This window comes from Streptomyces sp. NPDC104761, from assembly GCF_055583445.1.
The window spans coordinates 159237-181956 of sequence record NZ_JBVJNZ010000015.1; the positions used below are offsets into that span (position 1 = coordinate 159237).

The 22720-nt window shown below is 71.8% G+C and carries 22 protein-coding genes and 1 tRNA gene; 12 read left to right on the plus strand and 11 right to left on the minus strand.

Features of this window, described 5'->3' with window-relative positions:
• Positions 1-35: 35 nt before the first annotated feature.
• The gene (locus ACZ63F_RS34000; protein ID WP_352362280.1) at positions 36-479 is read right to left on the minus strand and encodes an ATP-binding protein; all 444 of its coding nucleotides are present in this window, start codon (positions 477-479) and stop codon (positions 36-38) included.
• A 242-nt stretch (positions 480-721) separates the two neighbouring features.
• Between ACZ63F_RS34000 and ACZ63F_RS34005 the strand changes: the two genes are divergently transcribed.
• Together ACZ63F_RS34005 and ACZ63F_RS34010 are read left to right on the plus strand one after the other, a co-directional pair.
• A complete protein-coding gene (locus tag ACZ63F_RS34005) occupies positions 722-1588 on the plus strand; it encodes a helix-turn-helix domain-containing protein (RefSeq protein ID WP_352362282.1) in 867 nt (288 codons plus the stop codon).
• Positions 1589-1591: 3 nt separating this feature from the next.
• Complete coding sequence (locus ACZ63F_RS34010) at positions 1592-1828, plus strand: DUF397 domain-containing protein (protein WP_352362284.1); 237 nt, start codon at positions 1592-1594, stop codon at positions 1826-1828.
• A 91-nt stretch (positions 1829-1919) separates the two neighbouring features.
• On the opposite strand, the gene ACZ63F_RS34015 is transcribed toward ACZ63F_RS34010, so the two are convergent.
• Positions 1920-2007: transfer RNA gene (locus ACZ63F_RS34015), tRNA-Leu, on the minus strand.
• Positions 2008-2218: 211 nt separating this feature from the next.
• Between ACZ63F_RS34015 and ACZ63F_RS34020 the strand changes: the two genes are divergently transcribed.
• The 3 genes from ACZ63F_RS34020 (at position 2219) to ACZ63F_RS34030 (ending at position 4997) form a co-directional block, all read left to right on the plus strand.
• Positions 2219-3544 (plus strand): M20/M25/M40 family metallo-hydrolase, encoded by a 1326-nt coding sequence (locus ACZ63F_RS34020; RefSeq protein WP_352362286.1) that lies wholly within the window; start codon positions 2219-2221, stop codon positions 3542-3544.
• A 162-nt stretch (positions 3545-3706) separates the two neighbouring features.
• The gene (gene chpH, locus ACZ63F_RS34025) at positions 3707-3940 is read left to right on the plus strand and encodes a chaplin ChpH (protein ID WP_123978334.1); all 234 of its coding nucleotides are present in this window, start codon (positions 3707-3709) and stop codon (positions 3938-3940) included.
• A 139-nt stretch (positions 3941-4079) separates the two neighbouring features.
• The gene (locus ACZ63F_RS34030; RefSeq protein ID WP_469717059.1) at positions 4080-4997 is read left to right on the plus strand and encodes a chaplin; all 918 of its coding nucleotides are present in this window, start codon (positions 4080-4082) and stop codon (positions 4995-4997) included.
• Between the two features lie 85 nt (positions 4998-5082).
• Here the strand turns inward: ACZ63F_RS34030 and ACZ63F_RS34035 are convergent, their stop codons facing one another.
• Entirely contained in the window at positions 5083-5271 is a 189-nt protein-coding gene (locus ACZ63F_RS34035) for a DUF5703 family protein (RefSeq protein WP_046732800.1), read from the minus strand.
• 47 nt (positions 5272-5318) lie between these two features.
• Here ACZ63F_RS34035 and ACZ63F_RS34040 point away from each other — a divergent pair, with 47 nt between their 5' ends.
• Positions 5319-6020 (plus strand): hypothetical protein, encoded by a 702-nt coding sequence (locus ACZ63F_RS34040; RefSeq protein ID WP_469717061.1) that lies wholly within the window; start codon positions 5319-5321, stop codon positions 6018-6020.
• Between the two features lie 128 nt (positions 6021-6148).
• Here ACZ63F_RS34040 and ACZ63F_RS34045 read toward each other — a convergent pair whose 3' ends face one another.
• Positions 6149-8467: a helix-hairpin-helix domain-containing protein gene (locus ACZ63F_RS34045; protein ID WP_469717063.1), complete on the minus strand. Its 2319-nt coding sequence runs from the start codon at positions 8465-8467 to the stop codon at positions 6149-6151.
• Entirely contained in the window at positions 8464-9447 is a 984-nt protein-coding gene (locus ACZ63F_RS34050; RefSeq protein ID WP_469717065.1) for an aldo/keto reductase, read from the minus strand. The genes ACZ63F_RS34045 and ACZ63F_RS34050 overlap by 4 nt, the downstream gene beginning before the upstream one ends.
• A 255-nt stretch (positions 9448-9702) precedes the next feature.
• On the opposite strand from ACZ63F_RS34050, the gene ACZ63F_RS34055 reads away from it, so the two are divergent.
• Together ACZ63F_RS34055 and ACZ63F_RS34060 are read left to right on the plus strand one after the other, a co-directional pair.
• Positions 9703-10758, plus strand: coding sequence for an LLM class F420-dependent oxidoreductase (locus ACZ63F_RS34055; RefSeq protein WP_469717067.1), 1056 nt, complete (start codon positions 9703-9705; stop codon positions 10756-10758).
• 230 nt (positions 10759-10988) lie between these two features.
• On the plus strand, positions 10989-11777 hold the full coding sequence (locus tag ACZ63F_RS34060) for a ferritin-like domain-containing protein (protein WP_469717069.1): 789 nt from the start codon (positions 10989-10991) through the stop codon (positions 11775-11777).
• A gap of 22 nt (positions 11778-11799) precedes the next feature.
• Here ACZ63F_RS34060 and corA read toward each other — a convergent pair whose 3' ends face one another.
• On the minus strand, positions 11800-12801 hold the full coding sequence (corA, locus tag ACZ63F_RS34065; protein ID WP_469717070.1) for a magnesium/cobalt transporter CorA: 1002 nt from the start codon (positions 12799-12801) through the stop codon (positions 11800-11802).
• Positions 12802-12863: 62 nt separating this feature from the next.
• On the opposite strand from corA, the gene ACZ63F_RS34070 reads away from it, so the two are divergent.
• From ACZ63F_RS34070 to mshC, 4 genes are all read left to right on the plus strand, one after another.
• Positions 12864-13550 (plus strand): histidine phosphatase family protein, encoded by a 687-nt coding sequence (locus tag ACZ63F_RS34070; RefSeq protein WP_469717071.1) that lies wholly within the window; start codon positions 12864-12866, stop codon positions 13548-13550.
• Between the two features lie 99 nt (positions 13551-13649).
• Complete coding sequence (locus ACZ63F_RS34075) at positions 13650-14240, plus strand: DUF3090 domain-containing protein (RefSeq protein ID WP_351490168.1); 591 nt, start codon at positions 13650-13652, stop codon at positions 14238-14240.
• Entirely contained in the window at positions 14204-15019 is an 816-nt protein-coding gene (locus ACZ63F_RS34080; protein ID WP_469717073.1) for an SCO1664 family protein, read from the plus strand. The genes ACZ63F_RS34075 and ACZ63F_RS34080 overlap by 37 nt, the downstream gene beginning before the upstream one ends.
• A 92-nt stretch (positions 15020-15111) precedes the next feature.
• Complete coding sequence (gene mshC, locus ACZ63F_RS34085) at positions 15112-16341, plus strand: cysteine--1-D-myo-inosityl 2-amino-2-deoxy-alpha-D-glucopyranoside ligase (protein WP_469717075.1); 1230 nt, start codon at positions 15112-15114, stop codon at positions 16339-16341.
• Between the two features lie 292 nt (positions 16342-16633).
• On the opposite strand, the gene ACZ63F_RS34090 is transcribed toward mshC, so the two are convergent.
• The 5 genes from ACZ63F_RS34090 to ACZ63F_RS34110 form a co-directional block, all read right to left on the minus strand.
• Positions 16634-17680 carry a PAC2 family protein gene (locus ACZ63F_RS34090; RefSeq protein WP_469717079.1) on the minus strand — a complete coding sequence of 349 codons (1047 nt, stop codon included), beginning with the start codon at positions 17678-17680 and terminating at the stop codon, positions 16634-16636.
• Between the two features lie 152 nt (positions 17681-17832).
• Entirely contained in the window at positions 17833-18504 is a 672-nt protein-coding gene (locus ACZ63F_RS34095) for a FadR/GntR family transcriptional regulator (protein WP_469717081.1), read from the minus strand.
• A 122-nt stretch (positions 18505-18626) separates the two neighbouring features.
• Positions 18627-20243 carry a glycerol-3-phosphate dehydrogenase/oxidase gene (locus tag ACZ63F_RS34100; protein ID WP_469717084.1) on the minus strand — a complete coding sequence of 539 codons (1617 nt, stop codon included), beginning with the start codon at positions 20241-20243 and terminating at the stop codon, positions 18627-18629.
• A gap of 54 nt (positions 20244-20297) precedes the next feature.
• A complete protein-coding gene (gene glpK, locus ACZ63F_RS34105; protein ID WP_469717086.1) occupies positions 20298-21836 on the minus strand; it encodes a glycerol kinase GlpK in 1539 nt (512 codons plus the stop codon).
• A 64-nt stretch (positions 21837-21900) separates the two neighbouring features.
• Positions 21901-22695, minus strand: coding sequence for an MIP/aquaporin family protein (locus ACZ63F_RS34110; protein WP_093505060.1), 795 nt, complete (start codon positions 22693-22695; stop codon positions 21901-21903).
• Positions 22696-22720: the final 25 nt, after the last annotated feature.

The following is a 22720-nucleotide window of genomic DNA, read 5'->3' on the forward strand; positions in this document are numbered from 1 at the left end:
TGGGGGGCGGAGGAAACGTCACAGGGCGCCGGACGTCACGCGGCGCTGACCTCGGCCCAGATGGACTTGCCCCAGGGCAGGTTGCCCACACCCCAGCGGCCCGAGCACAGTGCGTCGAGGATCAGCAGGCCGCGCCCGCGGTCCCGTTCGACCGAGATGGGCCGCAGCCGGGGATGGCGGCCCAGTGGGTCGTGCACCTCGACCCGGGTCCGGGAGCCGTCGGTGTCGATGAGGAGACGGACCGGGTCGTCCGGGTCGGTCTCGTAGCGCAGGGAGTTGGTGACCAGCTCGCAGGTGACCAGGGCGACCGCGTCGATGTGGTCGCGGGAGGCGTCGGGGGTGTGGTGCGCGATGAAGTCGCTCACGAACAGCCGGGCGGCTTTGGCCGACTGAGGTTCGCTGGCCAGTAACAGGACCGGCGGCGGGGCGACGTGCGGGGGGCGGGGTTCGGTCGTGGTGCTCCGCTGGCGTTCGATCATGTGCATCCCCTCACGGGCATGTCCCAACGCAGGCACAGTGGTTCGCCATGCGAGTGCGGTCACTGTCGTATTTCCCGGATTCATGGTGCCTTCACGACACAGTCGATCGCAATACGTCCCGCGAGATGTGAAATATTGCGCATCGCGTTGAGAGACTTGCGGCACAAGTCGCCAGTCGGTGGCGGGGGTCGGGGCGGCACGGGCAGACTGTCGGGCAGTTCACCGGACAGAAGGGGGAACCCGTGAGCACGCCCACGGTGCGCCGGCGACGGCTCGGTGCGAAGTTGCGCGAACTGCGCGGCGAACTCACCCTCGACGAGGTCGCCGAGCACTCCGAGGGCGCCTTCGTCTCCTCCAAGCTGTCCCGGATGGAGACCGGCAAGACCGCCCCCAAGGCAGCGGACATCGAGGCGCTGCTCCACCTGTACGGCGAACTCGGCCGTGACGTCAGCGACGAACTGCGCGCGGCCCTGATCACGCTCACCAAGGAAGGCGGCCGGCGCGGCTGGTGGCACTCGTACCGGGGTGTCCTCACCCCGGTGTACGAGGACCTGATCAGCCTGGAGGCGGAGGCCGAGACGGTCTCCACCTGGCAGCTGGGCATGGTCCCCGGACTGCTCCAGACCGCCGAGTACGCCCGCGAGATCATCCGGGCGACCGCCATGTCCGAGGCGGTCGAGGCACGGGTCGACGCGCTCGTCGAGGTACGGCTGGCACGCCAGGCCGTCCTCACCCGGGACAGCGACCCGCTGGCGCTCTGGGCGATCATCTCCGAACAGGCCCTGCGCTCCACCACCGAGGATCCCGCCCTGATGTACGACCAGTTGGGGCGCCTGCTTACGATGGGGCGGCGCCCGAACATCAACATCCAGGTGTTGAGATCGGACGCGCCCCTGCACGCCGGGCTCACCGGCACCTTCAGCATCCTGGGCTTCGGTCCGCACACGGACCTGGACGTCGTCCACCAGGAAGGGCTGACCTCCGCCCTGTACATCGAGGAACGTGATCGGGTCTCCACGCACCGGGCCGCGTGGCAACGCCTCACGTCTGCCGCCGAGTCCGTCGAGGCGTCGGTGGAACTGATCACCCAGATAAGGAAGAACGAATAGCGAATGAAGCACGTTGACGACGCGTCGACTCTGCCGGTGACCTGGTGGAAGTCCTCGGCGTCCGCATCACAGTCCGACTGCGTGGAATGCGGGATCGTCGACGAGGCTACGGTCGCCGTCCGCGACAGCAAGCGGCCCGACGGGCCCGCGCTCCTGCTGGACCGCGCCACGCTCCGTGCCTTCACCTCCGCCGTCGCCCTGAGTGACGGCCGAATAGGCGGCCTGGACGGCCTCGGCTGAGACAGCGGCGCCCACCGCGAGGTGGTCGCCCGCGCTCCGCTCCAAAGACCCCTCAAAACCAAGAAACCCCTGCTCAGCAGGGGTTTCTTAATGGTGTCCGAGGGGGGACTTGAACCCCCACGCCCGATAAAGGGCACTAGCACCTCAAGCTAGCGCGTCTGCCATTCCGCCACCCGGACAAGGTGTCTGTCGTGCGAAGTGTTCCGTGCGGGTTTCCCTCGCGGCGACGGAGGAAACACTACCAGGCTTTCGGGGGTGGCCGATCACACCCCGTTCCGGGACCCGCGGGCGTGAACGGCGTGTGACGGGCCGGGACCGGCCTTGGGCTCCGAGCGGGAAGGGAGAGAGGATGGCGGGGACCGGCCGGGAGTGACAGCGGAAGGAAGCAGCGTGAGCGAGACGGACACGGCCAGGGGCGTCACCGGCGAGGACGAGGTCGTGGACCTCTGCCGCGAGCTGATCCGGTTCGACACCAGCAACTACGGTGACCACTCCGGCCCCGGTGAGCGCAAGGCCGCCGAGTGGGTCGCCGAGAAGCTCGCCGAGGTCGGCCTGGAGCCGAAGATCTTCGAGTCCCACCCGGGCCGCGCCTCGACGGTGGCCCGCATCGAGGGCGCGGACCCGACCAGGCCCGCCCTCCTCATCCACGGCCACCTCGACGTCGTACCGGCCAACGCCGACGACTGGACCCACCACCCGTTCTCCGGCGAGATCGCGGACGGCTGCGTGTGGGGGCGGGGCGCCGTCGACATGAAGGACATGGACGCGATGACCCTGGCGGTCGTCCGGGACCGGCTGCGCAGCGGCCGCAAGCCGCCCCGGGACATCGTGCTGGCCTTCCTCGCCGACGAGGAGGCCGGCGGCACCTGGGGCGCCCGGCACCTGGTCGACAACCACCCGGACCTCTTCGAGGGCGTCACCGAGGCGATCAGCGAGGTCGGCGGGTTCTCCTTCACGGTGAACGAGCAGCGCCGGCTCTACCTCATCCAGACGGCCGAGAAGGGCATGCACTGGATGAAGCTGAAGGTGGCCGGCACCGCCGGGCACGGCTCGATGATCCACCGCGACAACGCGATCACCGAGCTGTCCGAGGCCGTCGCCCGGCTCGGCCGGCACAGGTTCCCGGTCCGGGTCACCAAGACCACCCGGGCCTTCCTCGACGAGCTGGGCGACGCGCTCGGCACCGAGCTGGACCCCGAGGACATGGAGTCGACGCTGGCCCGGCTCGGCGGCATCGCCAAGCTGATCGGCGCGACCCTCAGCAACACCGCCAACCCGACCCAGCTGAACGCCGGGTACAAGGTCAACGTCATCCCCGGCGAGGCCACCGCCCACGTGGACGGCCGCTTCCTGCCCGGTCACGAGGAGGAGTTCCTCGCCGACCTCGACCGGATCCTCGGCCCGAACGTGGTCCGCTCGGACGTGCACTCCGACAAGGCCCTGGAGACCAGCTTCGACGGGGCTCTGGTGGAGGCCATGCAGTCCTCGCTGCTCGCCGAGGACCCGACCGCCAAGGCGATCCCCTACATGCTCTCCGGCGGCACCGACGCCAAGTCCTTCGACGACCTCGGCATCCGCGGCTTCGGCTTCGCGCCGCTCAAGCTGCCGCCGGAGCTGGACTTCGCGGGCATGTTCCACGGCGTGGACGAGCGGGTGCCGGTGGACGGGCTGCAGTTCGGCGTCCGCGTCCTCGACCGTTTCATCGACGCGTCGTGAAGCCGCACGGGACGTGAAGCCCTGGCTTCAGGTAATCGGGCGGCTGTACGAGGTCGACTGAAAAGAGTGAATGCGACGATAAGCTCGTAGCTCCATTACTCCCTCCTCGTTACATCTCATGCGATCCGCTACTTGGAATCGCATTGCCAACAAGGAGGAATAATGCTCAAGAAGGTCGTCGCTGCTGCGGCTGCCACTGGTGGTCTGGTTCTCGCGGGTGCGGGCCTGGCCGTCGCCGACTCGGGTGCCCAGGGCGCTGCCGTGGGTTCCCCGGGTGTCGTCTCCGGCAACGTGATCCAGGTTCCCGTGCACGTCCCGGTGAACGTCTGCGGCAACACGATCTCCGTGATCGGGCTGCTGAACCCCGCCTTCGGCAACACCTGCATCAACAAGTGACGCCGACTCCCTGAGGGGCGTCGTCTTTCCGTCGGCCCTGGAGCGCGCGCCATGCGCTCCGGGGCCGGCCGGTTTTTCCGCAGGGATTTCCCTGCGGTGAATGCTAGGTCAGGATCCAAGGCAGGGGGGAATTCATAAAATGCGACAGGGTACCCGCAAGGGCCTCATGACAGTGGCCGCGGCGACCGGCGTGATCGCCGCGGCGGGCGGATATGCCCACGCCGACTCGGGAGCCGTCGGCTCCGCCACCGACTCACCCGGTGTGCTCTCCGGCAACACGGTGCAGGCGCCCGTACACGTGCCGGTGAACGTCTGCGGCAACACCGTGAACGTCGTCGGCGCCCTCAACCCGTCGATGGGGAACAAGTGCGCCAACCCCGGCGGCGGGGGCGGCGCTTCGACGGGCTACGGCGACACCGGAGGGTACGGCGATCACGCCGGCCACGGCGGCTCGCACGCCGGAGGACACACCTCGGGCTCGCCCGGCGTGGGCTCGGGCAACACCGTGCAGGCGCCGATCGACGTCCCGGTCAACGTCTGCGGCAACAGCGTCAACGTCATCGGCATCGGCAATGCCGCGGTGGGCAACGAGTGCGCCAACGGCGGGGGTTCCGGTCACACCGGGCACCCCGGCCACCCGGGCAACCCCGGAACTCCCGGACATCCGGGCGGCGGTCACCCCACGCAGCCGCCCGGACACGGGGGAGACGGGAGCAACCCCCCCGGGAAGCCGGGGAACCCCGGAACTCCGGGACAGCCGGGCACTCCGGGACAGCCGGGATACCCGGGCACTCCGGGTCAGCCGGGACACCCGGGCACTCCGGGACAGCACCCGGGCACGCCTCCCGCTCACTCCGGGAACCACACTGTCCCCACCGGTTCCCACGGCTCCGGCCACCTCCAGCCGCTGGGCAGCGCCTCGGTGAGCCGGCCGGTCACCGCGACGCAACTCGCGCACACGGGCAGTGACCTGCCGCTGGGTCTCGCGCTCCCGGCGGGCGCCGGCGCGCTGCTCGCGGGCGCGGTGCTGTACCGCAGGGCGCGCGCCGCGGCGTAGCGCACGGACGGTGACGCACCGGCAGCGGTGCGTGGAACGGAGCGGGCCCCGTCGACGCGGGGCCCTTTCCGTCAGTCGGCCAGTCTCACCATGTGGCACGCACCTGGCGGATGATCCGCCGGCGCAACCGCACCCTGCGGCTGCCGTCGCGCATGAGGCTCAGTCGGTCCAACTCCCAGTGTCCGTACTCGGCATGGTCCGTCAGCAGACGTGTGGCCTCCTTGCGGGACACCCCGCGAGGTACGTACACGTCGACAAATTCGTATTCCGGCATCGCATCTATTGTGCGGGCTGGTGCCCGGTACGGATAGCGTCTGCACTATGTCTGATGCTGCGCAGCCCACCGCTGCCGAGGTACGCGCCGCCGCCGAGGCGGTCAAGACCGCGCTCGACCGCCATCTGGCCGCGGTCGAACGCAGGTCGGGGGAGGACGACCCGGCTGTCTACGAGGCGTTCAACCAGCTGGCCGCGGCCGCCGAGGTCTACGACGAGCTCCTGTACGACCGCTACGACGAGGTCACACCCTTCGAGATCCCCGGTACGGACGACTCGCTGCCGCCGTACGCGGGCCCCGAGGAGCCGAACGCGATCAGCGTGCTGATCCGCCGCGACTACGCCGTGGCGGAACCACAGCGGCTGCTGGCACAGGCCCAGCGGGTCGAGGCGGCGGAGTACGACGACGGCCCCGGCGCGGACGGGGACGCGGCGGGCACGATCCACGGCGCGCTGGGCGTCCTGTTCGGCGAGTTCGAGCCGGACGAGATCGCCTCCCGGCACAAGGAGTTCGGCCTGGAGGAGGGCGACTCCACGCTCTGGGTGACCGCGTCGGACGAGCCGGCCGAGCCCGGCGAGTGGCTGGAGGCGCCCTTCGAGGGCGTCGACCCGCAGCGGGTGGTGTGCCGCTTCGACGTCAGCGCGGTCTTCGACGACGAGGACGGCGACGACGCGGCGGACACCGACGAACTGGACGACCTCGACCTGGACGAGGACGAGGATCTGGAGCCGCTGGACGCCGAGCGCTGACCCGCAGGGCGGCGGTGCCCTCCGGAGGCCGAGTCCGGACGGGCAGCGCCGCCCGGCGCCGCCGCGGCCGATCGCTGTCGCCGTCGCCGTCGCCGTCGCCGTGAGAGCGGAACCGGTGGCGGACCCGGTCAGTCCGCCGCGGGAACCTGTGTCTTCAGCAGCAGCGGAAGGCGGGTCGTCCGCGGCTTCGGCAGGGTCTCGGCCACCGCCTTCGGCAGGGCCTGCTCCACGCCGTGGACCACCGACAGGTGGCGCTCCGCCCGGCTGAACGCCGTGTACACCCAGGGGCGGCTGAGGGACTGGACCGCGTCACCCGGCAGCACCACGACCGCCGCGGCCCAGCGGCTGCCCGCCGCCTGGTGGGCGGTCAGGGCCCAGCCGTGACGGACGGACTGCTCCACCCGCTCCTTCGGTACGACCACGGGCGCGCCCGCGCACGACAGGTGCAGCCCGTCGGCGTCGGCCGTCACCACCTCGCCCGGCACCGCACGGCCCGGCGCGGGGGAGTGGACGATCCGGTCACCGGGGTCGAAGCCGCCGAAGCGGCCGGGGCCCGGATTGAGCCGTTCCTTGAGGGCGGCGTTGAGGGCACGGGTGCCGGCCGCCCCGCCGTGGCCCGGGGTGATCACCACGGTCTGCCCTGCGGGGACGCCGATCGCGCGCGGTACGGAGTCGGCGACCAGCTGCACCGTACGGTGCACCGCCTCGCCCGCGTCCCGCACCGGCACGATCACGACCTCCTTGCCGGGCGCCTCGACCTGGGCGAGCTCGCCGACGCCGATCCCGGAGACCAGCTCGCCGAGCGGGCCGGGGTCGGGCGTGCGGGAGGCGACCTGCGGGCACACCCGGGCCGCCAGCAGGTCCGCGAAGACCCGCCCGGGGCCCTGGGACCACAACGCCGCCGGATCCCCGCTCAGCACCAGCCTGGCGCCGTCGGGCAGCGCCTCCACGAGCATCGCCGCACCCTCCACGTCCAGCTGGGGCGCGTCCAGCACGATGAGCAGGTCCAGGGCCAGGGCACCGTCCCCGTCCCGGCCGGGCCCCGCGGCGCCGGAGAGCAGGTCGGCGACGGTGCCCACGGCTCCCTCGCGGCCCGCCAGGCGCCGGCTGCCGTCAGGGGTGTGGGTGGCCGCGAAGGCGCGCAGTCCGGCCGCACGGGCGGCGCCGAGCAGGGCCGCGGGATCGGCGCGGGCCGCCTCGCCGCCGGTGTGCAGCACCAGGCCGTGCCCGGCGACCGCCCGCGCCAGCTCCGCCGCGCCCCCGGCGGCCGCCGCCGCGACCGCCTCCCAGGGGTCCGAGGCGTCCTTGGCCGGGGAGCTGACCAGCCGGGCCAGCCCGTCGGCGAGACTCTCCTCGGCCAGCGCGTACCGCTCCAGGGCGACCAGGACCCGGACCGGCCGCTCCTCCTCGTCGTCCTCGGGCTCCGGGGCGCCCGGATCCAGCGGGTCCCGGAAGACCAGCGCCTCACCCTCCGCGAGCGCGCCCTGCACGGCCGCCTCCGGGTCGGGCACCGCGCCCCGGGCCAGCGCGGCGGTGAGGGCCGGCATCTCCAGCGCGGTGTGCCCGGCCACGGCCGCCTGCTCCAGAAGCCAGCCGGTCACCGCCCGGCCGCGCCGCTCGTCGTCCGGACCGCTCTCCGCGCCGAGCAGCGCCCGCGCGAACCCGTCCGCCTGGTCCGGCCGTACTCCGGGGACCCGGAGCAGCTGCCAGGGGTCCTCCCGCAGCAGCGTCGCCGCACCCTCGCCGAGAGCGGCGGCAACCTGGGGCGCGAGCGAGTCGGGCGCTCCGCCGTCGGTCAGGACCCGTCGTACCGCTCCGATCGTCTCCGTGCCGGGCACGGCGGCGGCCGGCGCGGGCTGGGGCCGCCGGACCGGCTCCGGAGCGGGGGCCGCCGGGCGCGGGGACGCCTCCGGGGCGGCGAACACGGTCGTCGCCGGCTTCCCGCCGCTCTCCACGGCACGGACCGCCGCGAGCAGGTCGGCCGCCTTGCCGCTGAGCTTGGTCCCGCTCGCGATCGGCGCCGACTTCTCGGCCTTCCGCCGCGCGATCCGCTCCCGCTCGACCCGCTGAGCGGCCAGCTCGGCCGCGGCCTCGGACTGCGCGCCCACGCCGTCGCCGCTTGCCGCGTCACCGCCCGCAGCCGCCCCGGAGACGGCCCCGGCACCCGCGTCGTCGCTCTCGGCCCTCCGGCCGGCCCGCCCCTCGCCGGCGCCTTCGCCGCTTGCCGCGGCACCGCCCGCAGCCGCCCCGGAGACGGCCCCGGCACCCGCGTCGCCGTCCGTCGCGTCGCCGCTCCCGGTCGTCCCGGCGGATCGCCCGTCGCCCTCGGCCCCGTCGCTGCCGGCGCCGTTCGCTCTGTCGGTGAGGTGGCTGGTCTCCGTCGTAACCCCGGCCGTCGTGCCCTCGTCGGCCTCGGGCTCGGCGCCCAGCCCCGGCTCCGTGCTCACAGCGTGCTCCAGTCGTGATCGGGATAGCGGTGCACGGGCGCCGACACGTCGTCGAGCGCCCGGCAGATCTCGTCAGGAAGCGTAAGCGCCTCCACTGACAACGCCCCCGCGAGCTGCTGCGCGTTGCGCGCGCCGACGATCGGCGCGGTCACGCCCGGCCGGTCCCGGACCCACGCGAGCGCCACCTGGAGCGGGGTGACCGCGAGCCCGTCCGCCGCCGTCTGCACCGCGTCCACGATCCGGGTCGCGGTGTCGTCGAGGTAGGGCTCGACGAACGGCGCCAGGTGCTCGGAGGCGCCCCGCGAGTCCGGGGGAGTGGAGTGCCGGTACTTCGCGGTCAGCACGCCCCGGCCCAGCGGGGAGGACGGCAGCAGGCCGATGCCGAGGTCGAGGAGGGCCGGCAGCACCTCGCGCTCCACGCCCCGCTGCAGCAGCGAGTACTCCAGCTGGGTGCTGGCCAGCCGGGTGCGGCTGCCCGGCGCCGCGAGCTGCCAGGTCGCCGCCTTCGCCAGCTGCCAGCCGCAGAAGTTGGAGACCCCGGCGTACCGCGCGCGACCGCTGCTCACCGCCAGGTCGAGGGTGTGCAGGGTCTCCTCGAGCGGGGTGTCCGGGTCGTAGGCGTGCACGTGCCAGACGTCGACGTGGTCGGTGCCGAGGCGGGCCAGGGAGGCGTCCAGCGCGGCGAGCAGGTGGCCGCGCGAGCCGTTGAAACGCCGGTCGGGGTCGGGGACGCTGCCCGCCTTCGTCGAGATGACCAGGTCCCGGCGCGGCACCAGCCCTTCCATGAGCTGCCCGAGCAGGTACTCGGCCTCACCGTCGCCGTACACGTCCGCGGTGTCGACGAGGGTCCCGCCGGCCTCCCAGAACGCCTTCAGCATGTCCGCGGCGTCGTGCTCGTCGACGTCCCGGCCCCACGTGAGGGTGCCGAGTCCGATTCTGGACACACGCAGGCCGGTACGGCCGAGATGCCTCTGCTCCATGCCCGCGAGATTACTGGCCAGAGCTGGTGCGTTGGGTTGCCTGTGGATAACCGGTTTCCCCAGACGGGGGGACTTGGAACGGACGGGACTCACCCGGCCGAGGGGCGCGGGACAGTACCGCTATGCGGCTCCGCCGCGTGGGCGCGACCGGCCCCCACCACCCGCAGCCGGACCACGACCGATCCCCCACACAGAAAATCCCCGCGCTAAGGTCTCTCGCAACAGCGACGTTACTGATCGGTAAGGGGAACGGCCATGCAGCTCGGGATCAACCTCGGCTACTGGGGCGCCGGGATGGACGGGGACAATCTGGCCGTGGCCCAGGAGGCCGAGCGGCTCGGGTACGCCGTGTGCTGGGCCGCCGAGGCCTACGGCTCCGACGCCGCCACCGTGCTCAGCTGGGTCGCCGCCCAGACCGAACGCATCGACGTCGGCTCGGCCATCTTCCAGATCCCGGCCCGGCAGCCCGCCATGACCGCGATGACCGCCGCCACCCTCGACTCCCTCTCCGGCGGCCGCTTCCGCCTCGGCCTCGGCGTCTCCGGACCGCAGGTCTCCGAGGGCTGGTACGGCGTCAAGTTCGACAAGCCGCTCTCCCGCACCCGCGAGTACGTGGAGATCGTACGGAAGGCGATGACCCGGGAACGGCTGTCGTACGAGGGCGAGCACTGGACGCTGCCGCTGCCGGGCGGCCCCGGCAAGCCGATCAAACTGACCGTGCACCCGGAGCGCGAGCACATCCCGGTCTACATCGCCGCCATCGGCCCGAAGAACCTCGAGCAGACCGGCGAGATCGCCGACGGCGCGCTGCTGATCTTCCCCTCCGCCGAGCACCTGGAGGAGACGGCCGTGAAGTACCTGCGCGCGGGCCGGGAGAAGGCGGGCCTGACCCTCGACGGGTTCGACATCTGCCCGACGCTGCCGCTCGCCGTCGGCGACGACAAGGACGTGGCCACGCTCGCCGACACCTTCCGGCCCTACACCGCGCTGTACGTCGGCGGCATGGGCAGCCGCAAGCAGAACTTCTACAACCAGCTCGCCCAGCGCATGGGCTACGAGCGGGAGGCCGCCGAGATCCAGGACAAGTACCTGTCGGGGGACAAGAACGGGGCCGCGGCCGCCGTACCGCAGGAGCTGATCGACCAGACCACGCTGCTCGGCTCCGTGGACCGGATCGCCGACCGGATGAAGGCCTACGCGGCCGCCGGGGTCACCACCCTCTCGCTCGCCCCCGCCGGCTTCGCGCTGGACGAGCGGCTCGTCTCGCTGCGGGCCGGCGCCGAGGCCCTGGAGCGCGCCGGGCTCGCGTGAACACCTGAGAGGTGAGAGAAGTCCACGGCCGTGGTGGGGGCTCGGGGGTCTTCCCCGCCACGGCCGTCACGCAGAACAACGCGCCCGAGCCCACGCGGTTACGCCCCCGGCGTGACCCACGCTGCTCCTCCTTTCGGCCGAGTTCGCCCGCACACCTGTTGCAGCCACTCCGACGCGGCATTTGACTCGTTCTTTGCGGGTCTGGTGAGTCCTCCGGAGAGGTGCCCACGATGCTTTCGGCCAGGAGTCTGTTCCAGGAGATCCTCGACAACGACGAGTCCTTCCGGCTCTTCTGCTCCATCGCGGCCAGTGGGGAGTCCCAGGGCGGCTGGGAGAACGCGCGGATCGCCGCGCTGGTACCGCGGAGCGAGCGCGGCCTCGCCCCCAAGATCGCCCGCCACGGCGCCGACGAGGACAAGCACGGGCGCATCTTCCACGCCCTGCTGAACAAGCGCGGGCTGGCGCCCGTCCCGGTGCCGGCCGACACCGACTACACGATGATCCTGGAACGGCACGGCATCGGGCTCGCCCACGAGCGGCTCCGGGCCGACCGGCCGCTCACGGTGCCGGACATCGTCGCCTACCTGGCCCACAGCCGGGTCACCGAGCAGCGCGCCTCCGAGCAGATGGACCTGCTGCGCCGGTACTTCGCCGACCACCCGGACGTGGGCCGCGCGGTACGCATGATCTCCGCCGACGAGGACAACCACCTCGCCTACTGCCACGAGGAACTGCTCCGGTTCGCCGCCGCCGGGCACGGCCGCACCATCCAGCGCACGCTCCGCGCGTGCGCCCTGGCCGAGATCCGCATCTACCGGGACGTCAGTCTGGCCGTCATGGCCCACATGGGCCGCATCCTCGGCTGGCCGAGGGCCAGGTCCGCGCTCCTCGCGTCCGGCATCCACGCCGTCTACGCCTACGAACGCGCCGCCGGCTGGCGCCGCATGGTCTGCCTGCGGATGCCGGAGCACAGGAACGCCCTGGGCGGCCCCGCGACGCCCGCGCCGGAGTTCGCCTGAGCCCGCGGGCCGCACGCCTCCCTCACATCCACCCGCGGCGCTTGAACATCCGGTACAGCACCATCTCGAGGCAGGCCATGATCAGGATCACGGCCGGGTACGACCAGATCCAGTGCAACTCGGGCATGTGGTCGAAGTTCATGCCGTAGATCCCCGCGATCAGCGTGGGGACCGCGGCCATCGCCGCCCACGCGGAGATCTTCCGCATGTCGTCGTTCTGCCGCACGCTCATCTGCGCGAGATGGGCGCTGAGGACGTCCGACACCAGCCGGTCCAGGCCCTCCACGCTCTCGTTCACCCGCATCAGGTGGTCGTTGACGTCACGGAAGAACGGCCGGGCGTCCTCGTGCACAAAGGGCACGGCCGCCGCACCGCCGGCCGGGCCGGTGCCCGCCAGCTTGCTCATGGGCAGCGCCAGCGGCACGGTCGCCCGGCGGAACTCCAGGATCTGCCGCTTGTAGGTGTAGATCCGCGACGCGGTGTGCTGGGAGCCGCCGCTCGGCGAGAACACCTCGGCCTCCAGCTCCTCCAGGTCGGTCTGCAATTCGGTCGCGACCTCCAGGTAGTGGTCCACGACCGCGTCGGAGATCGAGTACAGCACCCCCGTCGGGCCGTGCTTCAGCAACTCGTGCTGCTCCTCCAGGTGCCGCCGGATGTCGCCGAGCGGTGACGGCGTCCCGTGACGCACGGTGACCACGAAGGAGTCCCCGATGAAGATCATCAGCTCGCCGGAGGTCACCGTGTCGCTCTTCGGCTCGTACGTCACCGGCTTCAGGACGACGAACAGCGAGTCGTCGTACACCTCCAGCTTCGGCCGCTGGTGCGCGGTCAGGGCGTCCTCCACGGCCAGCGGATGCAGCCCGAACGCGTCGGTGACCAGGCCGAACTCGCGCTCCGTCGGCTCGTACAGTCCGACCCACAGGAAGCTGTCGCCACGGGCGCGTGCCTCGGCCAGGGCGTCGGAGAAGTCCTGCGGCGTCTCCGTCCGCTCCCCGTCCCGGTAGATGGCGCAATCGACGATCACTGAGCGTATTCTCCCGTCGCCGGCCCGACTGCGCACTTCGGGGTGCGCCTACCCTGGGCCGCATGCCCACGCTGATCCTCGTAAGGCACGGACGGTCCACCGCCAACACCTCGGGTGTGCTCGCCGGGTGGACGCCGGGCGTCGCCCTCGACGAGCGGGGGGCCGCCCAGGCCGCCGCGCTGCCCGGCCGGCTCGCCGGGCTGCCCCTCTCCGAGCTCGTCACCAGCCCGCTGCAGCGCTGCCAGGAGACGGTCCGCCCGCTGCTCGACGCCCGCCCCGGGCTCACCGCCCACACCGACGAGCGGATCGGGGAGGCCCACTACGGCGACTGGTCCGGCCGCAAGCTCGCCGAACTCACGGACGAGCCGCTGATGGAGGTCGTCCAGGCCCACCCGTCGGCGGCCGCCTTCCCCGGCGGCGAGTCCATGCGCGCCATGCAGACCCGCGCCGCCGAGGCGGTCCGCGAGTGGAACGCGCGCGTGGAGCGCGACCACGGCCCGGACGCCGTCTTTCTCATGTGCTCGCACGGTGACATCATCAAGTCCCTCGTCGCGGACGCGCTCGGTCTGCATCTCGACCTCTTCCAGCGGATCTCCGTCGAACCGTGTTCCATCACCGCGATCCGTTACACCCGCCTCAGGCCGTTTCTCGTGCGTCTCGGGGACACCGGCGATTTCGCCTCCCTCGCCCCCCGCGAGGAACCCCCCGGGGAAGACGCCCCGGTCGGTGGCGGCGCCGGCGCGCCGTGATCGTCAGCCGCAGTAGGGTGAAGCGATCCACGTAAGCGGCCCCCGGCCGCGTCGTCGCCCGCCCGAAACCCACGCACTCTCGACTCATGGAGACAGGACGTGTCCCGTCAGGTGTTCCTCTACGATCCGCCGGACCGCTTCGTCGCGGGCACGGTCGGAATGCCCGGACGCCGTACGTTCTTCCTCCAGGCCACGGCCGGCCCCCGGACGACCAGCGTGGCCCTGGAGAAGACCCAGGTCGCCGCACTCGCCGAGCGCATGGACGAACTCCTCGACGAGGTCGTGCGCCGCAGCGGCGGCAACGCGGCCGTGCCCGCCGTCGCGCCTGCCGAGATCAGCGACAGCGCCCCCCTCGACACCCCCATCGAGGAGGAGTTCCGCGTCGGCACCATGGCGCTCGCCTGGGACGGCGAGGAAGAACGCATGATCGTCGAGGCGCAGGCCCTCGTGGAGCTGGAGGCCGACTCCGAGGAGGACCTCGCCGAGGCCGAGGAGCGGCTCCTGCAGGACGAGGAGAACGGGCCCCCGATGCTGCGGGTCCGGCTGACCGGCGCGCAGGCCAGGGCCTTCGCCAAGCGCGCCCTGGACGTCGTCAACGCCGGGCGGCCGCCGTGCCCGCTGTGCAGCCTCCCGCTCGACCCGGAAGGACACGTATGTCCGCGCCAGAACGGATACCGCCGCGGAGCGTGACCGCCGCCGAGCTGCTCGCCCACGGTGAGCTGAAGGTACGCGGCCGCATCCGCGACGCCTCCAACGCGGCACTGTTCTGCACGGTCGCGCTCGACGGCCGGGAGGCGTCCTGCGTCTACAAGCCGGTCGCGGGGGAGCGCCCGCTGTGGGACTTCCCCGACGGCACCCTCGCCCAGCGCGAGGTGGCCGCCTACGAGGTCGCCGCGGCCACCGGCTGGGACCTGGTCCCGCCCACCGTGCTGCGCGACGGCCCGTACGGCGAGGGCATGGTTCAGCTGTGGATCGACGTCGACCCCGAGGGCGCCGAACTGCTCGCCCTGGTGGACGCGGAGGAGCCGGAACCCGGCTGGAAGGCGATCGGGCTCGCCGAGGTCGGCGACGGCAAGACGGCGCTGCTGGTGCACGCGGACGACGAACGACTGCGCCGGCTCGCCGTCCTCGACGCGGTCATCAACAACGCCGACCGCAAGGGCGGGCATCTGCTGCCCACCGCCGACGGCCGGCTCTACGGCATCGACCACGGAGTCACCTTCAACGTCGACAACAAGCTGCGCACCCTGCTGTGGGGCTGGGCGGGGGAGGACCTGACCGGCGAGGCCGTGGAGGTCCTCAAGGGCCTGCGCGAGGCCCTCGGCGGACCGCTGGGGACCCGGCTGGCCGAACTGATCACCGCAGCGGAACTGCACGCCACGCGCGCGCGTGTGGAGACGTTGCTCACCGCCGGCAAGCACCCGGAACCCAGCGGCGAGTGGCCGGCCATCCCCTGGCCGCCCGTATAGCCCCCACCAGCACATTCCGGCCCCGAGATCAAGACTGCCTTCCCGGCCGTCCGGTTCGTATACCGAACTCGGGTCCGGTTACGCTCATGTACATGCATGCCTGGCCCGCTTCCGAGGTCCCCGCCCTGCCTGGTCAGGGCCGCGACCTGAGGATCCACGACACCGCGACCGGCGGTCTGGTCACCCTCGACCCCGGTCCCGTCGCCCGCATCTACGTCTGCGGCATCACGCCGTACGACGCGACCCACATGGGGCACGCGGCGACCTACAACGCGTTCGACCTCGTTCAGCGCGTGTGGCTCGACACCAAGCGGCAGGTGCACTACGTCCAGAACGTCACGGACGTCGACGACCCGCTCCTGGAGCGCGCCGAGCGCGACGGCGTCGACTGGGTCGCCCTCGCCGAGCAGGAGACGGCCCTCTTCCGCGAGGACATGACCGCCCTCAGGATGCTGCCGCCGCAGCACTACATAGGCGCGGTCGAGGCCATACCCGGCATCGTGCCGCTGGTCGAGCGGCTCCGCGACCTCGGCGCCGCCTACGAACTCGAAGGCGACATCTACTTCTCCGTCGAGTCCGACCCGAACTTCGGCAAGGTCTCGAACCTCGACGCGGCCGCCATGCGGCTGCTCTCCGCCGAGCGCGGCGGCGACCCCGACCGTCCCGGCAAGAAGAACCCGCTCGACCCGATGCTGTGGATGGCCGCCCGCGAGGGCGAACCCAGCTGGGACGGCGGCTCCCTGGGCCGCGGCCGCCCCGGCTGGCACATCGAGTGCGTGGCGATCGCCCTCGACCACCTCGGCATGACCTTCGACGTCCAGGGCGGCGGCTCCGACCTCGCCTTCCCGCACCACGAGATGGGCGCCTCGCACGCCCAGGTGCTCACCGGCGAGTTCCCGATGGCCAAGGCGTACGTCCACGCCGGCATGGTCGCCCTCGACGGCGAGAAGATGTCCAAGTCCAAGGGCAACCTGGTCTTCGTCTCCCGGCTCCGCAGGGACGGCGTCGACCCGGCCGCCATCCGCCTCGCCCTGCTCTCCCACCACTACCGCTCCGACTGGGAGTGGACCGACCAGGTGCTGGCCGACGCGGTGACCCGCCTGGACCGCTGGCGCGCGGCGGTCTCCCGTCCGGACGGCCCGCCCGCCGAGTCCCTCGTGGAGGAGATCCGCGAGGCCCTGAGCAACGACCTGGACGCCCCGGCCGCCCTGGCCGCGGTGGACCGCTGGGCGGCCCTCCAGCAGGCGCAGGGCGGCACGGACACGGGCGCCCCCGGTGTCGTGTCCCGAGCGGTGGACGCGCTGCTGGGCGTGGCCCTGTAAGGAGACGTCAGTCCCCGCGCCCCGAAAGGGGCGCTGGGGGTGCCCCCGGCCGAAGGCTGGGGGAGGAACTGCACACCCGGCCTACAGGGGGCGCCGGGCCGCACATGCGACGGCCAAGGGCCGCCGAGTCACGGGCGGTGGACGCATTGCCGGGCGTGGCTCTGTCAGGAGACGTCAGTCCCCGCGGCCCCGTCTTTCAGGGGCGCGGGGAACTGCGCGCTCAGCCCACACCGGCGAGAGCTCGACACTCGACGCGTACGCCCCTGTCCGGTCCCGGGCGCAGCCCGGCCAATCAGTCCTCGGACGTGTCCTCGCCGTCCGCCCCCGGCTCGCCGGATTCTCCGGACTCCCCGGACTCCCCGGAACTCTCCGTGGTCCCGGGCGTGTCGGGCTTCGGCGGCCGCGGCGGCCGCGCCTTGCCACCCGGGTTCCCCGGGTTGTCCCGCAGGTACGACGCGCTGTCGCTGCCGTCGGCGGTGGCGTGCCCGCCGGGCGGGTTCACGTCCCGGCGCCGCAGGTAGCGCTCGAACTCACGGGCGATCGCCTCGCCGGAGGCCTCCGGCAGCTCGGCGGTGTCCCGGGCCTCCTCAAGCGTCTGCACGTACTCGGCGACCTCGCTGTCCTCCGCGGCCAGCTGGTCCACCCCGACCTGCCAGGCGCGGGCGTCCTCGGGCAGCTCGCCCAGCGGGATCCGCAGGTCGAGCAGGTCCTCCAGGCGGTTGAGCAGCGCCAGCGTGGCCTTCGGGTTGGGCGGCTGGGAGACGTAGTGCGGGACGGCCGCCCAGAGCGAGACCGCCGGCACACCGGCATGCGTGCACGCCTCCTGGAGGACGCCGACGATGCCCGTCGGGCCCTCGTACTTGGTCTCCTCCAGGTCCATGCGCTGCGCCAGGTCCGCATCCGAGGTGACCCCGCTGACCGGCACCGGACGCGTGTGCGGGGTGTCGCCGAGCAGCGCGCCGAGGACGACCACCAGCTCGACGCCCAGCTCGTGGGCGAAGCCCAGCAGCTCGTTGCAGAACGAGCGCCAGCGCATGGACGGCTCGATGCCTCTGACCAGCACCAGGTCCCGCGGCTTGTCGCCGCCGACCCGGACCACCGACAGCCGTGTCGTCGGCCAGGTGATCTTGCGCACGCCCGCGTCCATCCACACCGTGGGACGGTTCACCTGGAAGTCGTAGTAGTCCTCGGCGTCGAGCGCCGCGAACACCTCGCCCTTCCACTCCCGCTCCAGGTGCGCGACCGCGGTGGAAGCGGCGTCGCCGGCATCGTTCCAGCCTTCGAACGCGGCCACCATGACTGGGTCGATCAGCTCGGGAACCCCCTCCAGCTCGATCACCCAGTGCCTCCTTCCGACGTGCCCTCGCGTACGCCCCAACCTTACGGCGTGAGGCGGGGGCGCCCGCAGCCCCCTTGCACGGGGGAGTGAACGGATCACTGCCCCGTTCGCCACCCTCGAACACCACTGGTTCCAGGAAGCCGGTAAGCGCTTCACAGGCTGCTGCGCAGCCACTGCTCCACGCTCGCGATGTGCACGGTCGCCCAGGACCGGGCCGCCTCCGCGTCCCGGTCGCGCAGCGCGGCCAGGATCGCCCGGTGCTCCCGCAGGGTCCGGGCGACCGCGTCCTCCTGGGTCAGACCGCGCCAGATCCGCGCCCTGGTGGTCGGTCCCGACAGCCCGTCAAGGAGCGAGCACAGCACCGAGTTTCCCGAGCTCTGCACGATGCCCCGGTGGAACTCCAGGTCGCAGGCGACCAGTTCCTCCACCGAGGGCTCGGCGCCGAGCGCGTCCAACTGGGCGTCCAGCGCGTCCAGTTGATGTTCGCTGATCCGGGAGGCGGCCATCGCGGTCGCGGCCGGCTCCAGGATGCGGCGCACCGCGAGGAACTCCAGGACCGTGTCGTCGCGGTGGAAGTCGACGACGAAGCTCATCGCCTCGAGAAGCAACTGCGGGTCCAGGCTCGTGACATACGTGCCGTCGCCCTGCCGGACGTCCAGGATCCGGATCAGCGACAGGGCCCGTACCGCCTCCCGCAACGAGTTGCGGGACAGGCCCAGTTCGGCGGCGAGCTCGCTCTCCTTGGGCAACCGTTCTCCGGGGCGCAGCGCACCGGAGACGATCATGTCCTTGATCTTCTCGATCGCCTCATCGGTGACTGCCATAACCGGCCTCCCTGTCGCCCAGACATCCGATGTCTCGGCCCCATTATGCGGCCTGGTCAGGCCGCGCGGCGGGCATGGCGGAGGGGCGGCTCCCCAGGGAGGGAGAGCCGCCCCTCACCGGCTCACTTCTTGTCGAGCACGTCCTGGACCCTGGCCCGGACGTCGTCCGTGGCGAGGCCCCGGATGGTCAGGGTGGTACGGCGGCGCAGCACGTCGTCCGCGGTCTCGGCCCACTCGTGGTCGCGGGCCCAGACGACCTGCGCCCAGATCTCCGGCGCGTCCGGGTGGACGCGCTCGGCGAGCAGCGGGTCCTCGTTCGCGAGCCGCGCGATGTCGAAGGCCAGCGAACCGTAGTGGGTGGCCAGGTGCTTGGCCGTGTCGGCGGCCATCCGCGGGCCCGGGGCCGGGTTGTCCACCAGCAGGCGGTGGGCGACGGCACGCGGGTTGGCGACGCCGGGCAGCGGCAGCTTCTTCGGCAGCGAGGCGATGGGCTCGAAGTCGTCGCCGAGCGGGTGGCCCGGCAGCGCCTCCAGCTTCTCCATCACGGTGCGGCCGATGTGCCGGAAGGTGGTCCACTTGCCGCCCGCGACGGACAGCATGCCGCCCCTGCCCTCGGTGACCACGGTCTCCCGCTTGGCCTTGGCGGTGTCGCCGGGACCGCCCGGCAGCACCCGCAGGCCGGCGAAGGCGTAGGTGATCAGGTCACGGTTCAGCTGCTGGTCCCGGACGGAGAACGCGGCCTCGTCCAGGATCTGGGCTATGTCCTTCTCGGTGACGGAGACGTCCGCCGGGTCGCCCTCGTACTCCTCGTCGGTGGTGCCGAGCAGCAGCATGTCCTCCCAGGGGAGGGCGAAGGTGATCCGGTACTTGTCGATGGGGGTGGCGAGCGCCGCCTTCCACGGGGAGGTGCGCTTCAGGACCAGGTGGGCGCCCTTGGAGAGACGGATGGACGGGGCCGCGTTCGGGTCCTCCATCCGGCGCAGGTGGTCGACCCAGGGGCCGGTCGCGTTGAGCACCAGCCGGGCGTTGACGCCGAACTCCTCGCCGGAGACCGCGTCCTTCAGGTCGGCGCCGGTCACCCGGCCCCGGGTGAAGCGCAGCCCGGTGACCTGGGCGTGGTTGAGGACGACCGCGCCCGCCTCGACGGCCGCGCGGACCGTCATCAGCGCCATGCGCGCGTCGTTCATCTGGTCGTCGCCGTACACGGCCACGGCCTTGAGGTTCTCGGTACGCAGCTCCGGCACGTCCCGCTGGGCCCGCGCGGGGCTCAGCAGGTGGCCGACGCCGTCACCGAACGCGGAGAGCGCGGAGTAGGCGAACACGCCCGCCCCGAGCTTCGCGGCGCCGTGCGGACCGCCCTTGTACACGGGGAGGTAGAACGTGAGCGGGTTCGCCAGGTGGGGGGCCACCTGGCGGGAGACCGCACGGCGCTCGAAGTGGTTCTCCGCCACCAGCTTCACCGCGCCGGTCTGCAGGTAGCGCAGACCGCCGTGGAGAAGCTTGGAGGAGGCGGAGGAGGTGGCGCCGGCGAAGTCGCCGGCGTCGACCAGTGCCACCCTGAGCCCGGACTGCGCGGCGTGCCAGGCGGTGGAGATGCCCAGGATGCCGCCGCCGATCACGAGAAGGTCGTACGACGCCTTGGAGAGCTGCTCCCTGGTCTCGGCCCGGCTCGGGTTCGAGCCGGAGGCCGGGTGCGTCCCCAGGGCAGGTACGGACTGCAGGGTGGACTGACTGGTCATGTCGGGTTCTTACTCCTCGTCAGAGCTCGATCGTGAGAGCGGTGCGCGCTCTCGTCAGCTCTCGTCGTCGATCCAGCCCATGGTCCGGTCGACGGCCTTGAGCCAGTTCTTGTACTCACGGTCGCGGGTCTCCGCGTCCATGCGGGGGGTCCACTCGGCGGCCCGGCGCCAGTTGGCGCGCAGTTCGTCGGTGCTGGACCAGAAGCCGACGGCGAGGCCGGCGGCGTAGGCGGCGCCGAGGCAGGTGGTCTCGGCGACCATCGGGCGCACCACGGGTGCGTCCAGGACGTCGGCGAGGGTCTGCATCAGCAGGTTGTTGGCGGTCATGCCACCGTCGACCTTGAGGGCCACCAGCTCGTCGCCGGAGTCCTTCACCATGGCGTCCGCGATCTCGCGGGTCTGCCAGGCGGTGGCCTCCAGGACGGCGCGGGCCAGGTGCGCCTTGGTGACGTACCGGGTCAGGCCGGCGATCACACCGCGGGCGTCGGAGCGCCAGTGCGGGGCGAACAGGCCGGAGAAGGCCGGCACGAAGTAGGCGCCGCCGTTGTCCTCGACCGAGAGCGCGAGCGTCTCGATCTCGGCCGCCGTGGAGATCAGGCCCATCTGGTCGCGCATCCACTGCACCAGCGAGCCGGTGACGGCGATCGAGCCCTCCAGCGCGTACTGGGTCGGCTGGTCGCCGATCTTGTAGCCGACCGTGGTCAGCAGACCCGCGTAGGAGTTGATGATCTTGTCACCGGTGTTCATCACCATGAAGGTGCCGGTGCCGTAGGTGGACTTGACCTCGCCCTCGGAGAAGCAGCACTGGCCGAACAGGGCCGCCTGCTGGTCGCCGAGCGCGGAGGCGACCGGGATGCCGCCGAGCAGGTCGCCGAGCTTGCCGCCGGTGACCTCGCCGTAGACCTCGGCGGAGGAGCGGATCTCGGGCAGGATCTGCAGCGGCACCCCGATGGACTCGGCGATCTTCTCGTCCCACTGCATTGTGTGCAGGTTCATGAGAAGGGTGCGGGAGGCGTTGGTCACGTCGGTGACGTGCCGGCCGCCGTTGACACCGCCGGTCAGGTTCCAGATGACCCAGGTGTCCATGGTGCCGAAGAGGATGTCGCCCGCCTCGGCGCGCTCCTTGAGGCCGTCGACGTGGTCGAGCAGCCAGCGGGCCTTGGGGCCGGCGAAGTAGGAGGCCAGCGGCAGGCCGGTCTCGCGGCGGAAGCGGTCCTGGCCGACGTTGCGGCCCAGCTCGCGGCAGAGGGCGTCGGTGCGGGTGTCCTGCCAGACGATGGCGTTGTGGACGGGCTCACCGGTGTTCTTGTCCCACAGCACGGTGGTCTCGCGCTGGTTGGTGATGCCGATGGCCTTGATGTCGTCGCGGGTGATGCCGGCCTTCTGGATGGCCCCGGCGACGACCTCCTGGACGTTGGTCCAGATCTCGTTGGCGTTGTGCTCGACCCAGCCCGGCTTCGGGAAGATCTGCTCGTGCTCCTTCTGGTCGACCGAGACGATACGGCCGTCCTTGTCGAAGACGATGCAGCGGCTGGAGGTCGTGCCCTGGTCGATCGCGGCGATGAAGGGGCCTGCGGTGTGGGCGTCGGTCACTGTGTGCTCCTCAAAGATCCGTGGTGTGTGGCGGTACGTCTGTTCTTCGGCGAGGCCTGCCGCTCTAGGCGAAGGCGACGTTGTAGATACCCGCGGCTATGGCTCCGCCGATCAGCGGGCCGACGACCGGGATCCAGGCGTAGCTCCAGTCGGAACCACCCTTGTTGGGCAGGGGGAGGAGCGCGTGCACGATGCGCGGGCCGAGGTCACGGGCCGGGTTGATGGCGTAGCCCGTCGGACCGCCGAGCGAGAGGCCGATCGAGACGACCACCAGGGCGGTGATCAGGCCGCCCAGCACGCCGAGGCCGTTGCCCTTGTCGTTGAGGCCCTGGGTGAGGACCGCGAGGATCAGCACGACAGTGCCGATGATCTCCGTGGCGAGGTTCTGGACCGCGTTCCGGATCTCAGGACCGGTGGAGAAGATGCCGAGGACCGGGCCTGCGCCCTTCTCCTGGGCCTCGACGGCCTTGGCCGTGGTGGCCTGCGCGCCCGGACCGCCGACGATCTCCTTGTCGGTGAGGTGCGCGTGGAACTGGCCGTAGTAGGCGACCCACACCAGGGAGGCGCCGATCATCGCGCCGAGCAGCTGTCCGGCGAAGTAGACCGGGACGTTGCTCCAGTCGCTGTTCTTGATGGCGAGAGCGACGGTGACGGCCGGGTTGAGGTGGGCACCGGACAGCGGTCCGGAGATGTAGACGGCCGTCAGGACGGCGAAGCCCCAACCGAAGGCGATGGCGAGCCAGCCGGCGTTGCGGGCCTTGGAGGCCTTGAGGGTCACGGCGGCGCAGACGCCACCGCCGAGCAGGATGAGTATGGCGGTACCGATGGTCTCGCCGATGAAGATGTCGGAGCTGGACACCCGCGACTCCTTTGTCCTTCGTCCA

Coding starts and splice junctions, on each gene's coding strand:
- ACZ63F_RS34000 (WP_352362280.1), bottom strand. CDS start 479: ATGATCGAACGCCAGCGGAGCACCACGACCGAACCCCGCCCCCCGCAC.
- ACZ63F_RS34010 (WP_352362284.1), top strand. CDS start 1,592: ATGAAGCACGTTGACGACGCGTCGACTCTGCCGGTGACCTGGTGGAAG.
- chpH (WP_123978334.1), top strand. CDS start 3,707: ATGCTCAAGAAGGTCGTCGCTGCTGCGGCTGCCACTGGTGGTCTGGTT.
- ACZ63F_RS34030 (WP_469717059.1), top strand. CDS start 4,080: ATGCGACAGGGTACCCGCAAGGGCCTCATGACAGTGGCCGCGGCGACC.
- ACZ63F_RS34035 (WP_046732800.1), bottom strand. CDS start 5,271: ATGCCGGAATACGAATTTGTCGACGTGTACGTACCTCGCGGGGTGTCC.
- ACZ63F_RS34040 (WP_469717061.1), top strand. CDS start 5,319: ATGTCTGATGCTGCGCAGCCCACCGCTGCCGAGGTACGCGCCGCCGCC.
- ACZ63F_RS34050 (WP_469717065.1), bottom strand. CDS start 9,447: ATGGAGCAGAGGCATCTCGGCCGTACCGGCCTGCGTGTGTCCAGAATC.
- ACZ63F_RS34055 (WP_469717067.1), top strand. CDS start 9,703: ATGCAGCTCGGGATCAACCTCGGCTACTGGGGCGCCGGGATGGACGGG.
- ACZ63F_RS34060 (WP_469717069.1), top strand. CDS start 10,989: ATGCTTTCGGCCAGGAGTCTGTTCCAGGAGATCCTCGACAACGACGAG.
- ACZ63F_RS34070 (WP_469717071.1), top strand. CDS start 12,864: ATGCCCACGCTGATCCTCGTAAGGCACGGACGGTCCACCGCCAACACC.
- ACZ63F_RS34080 (WP_469717073.1), top strand. CDS start 14,204: ATGTCCGCGCCAGAACGGATACCGCCGCGGAGCGTGACCGCCGCCGAG.
- mshC (WP_469717075.1), top strand. CDS start 15,112: ATGCATGCCTGGCCCGCTTCCGAGGTCCCCGCCCTGCCTGGTCAGGGC.
- ACZ63F_RS34095 (WP_469717081.1), bottom strand. CDS start 18,504: ATGGCAGTCACCGATGAGGCGATCGAGAAGATCAAGGACATGATCGTC.
- ACZ63F_RS34100 (WP_469717084.1), bottom strand. CDS start 20,243: ATGACCAGTCAGTCCACCCTGCAGTCCGTACCTGCCCTGGGGACGCAC.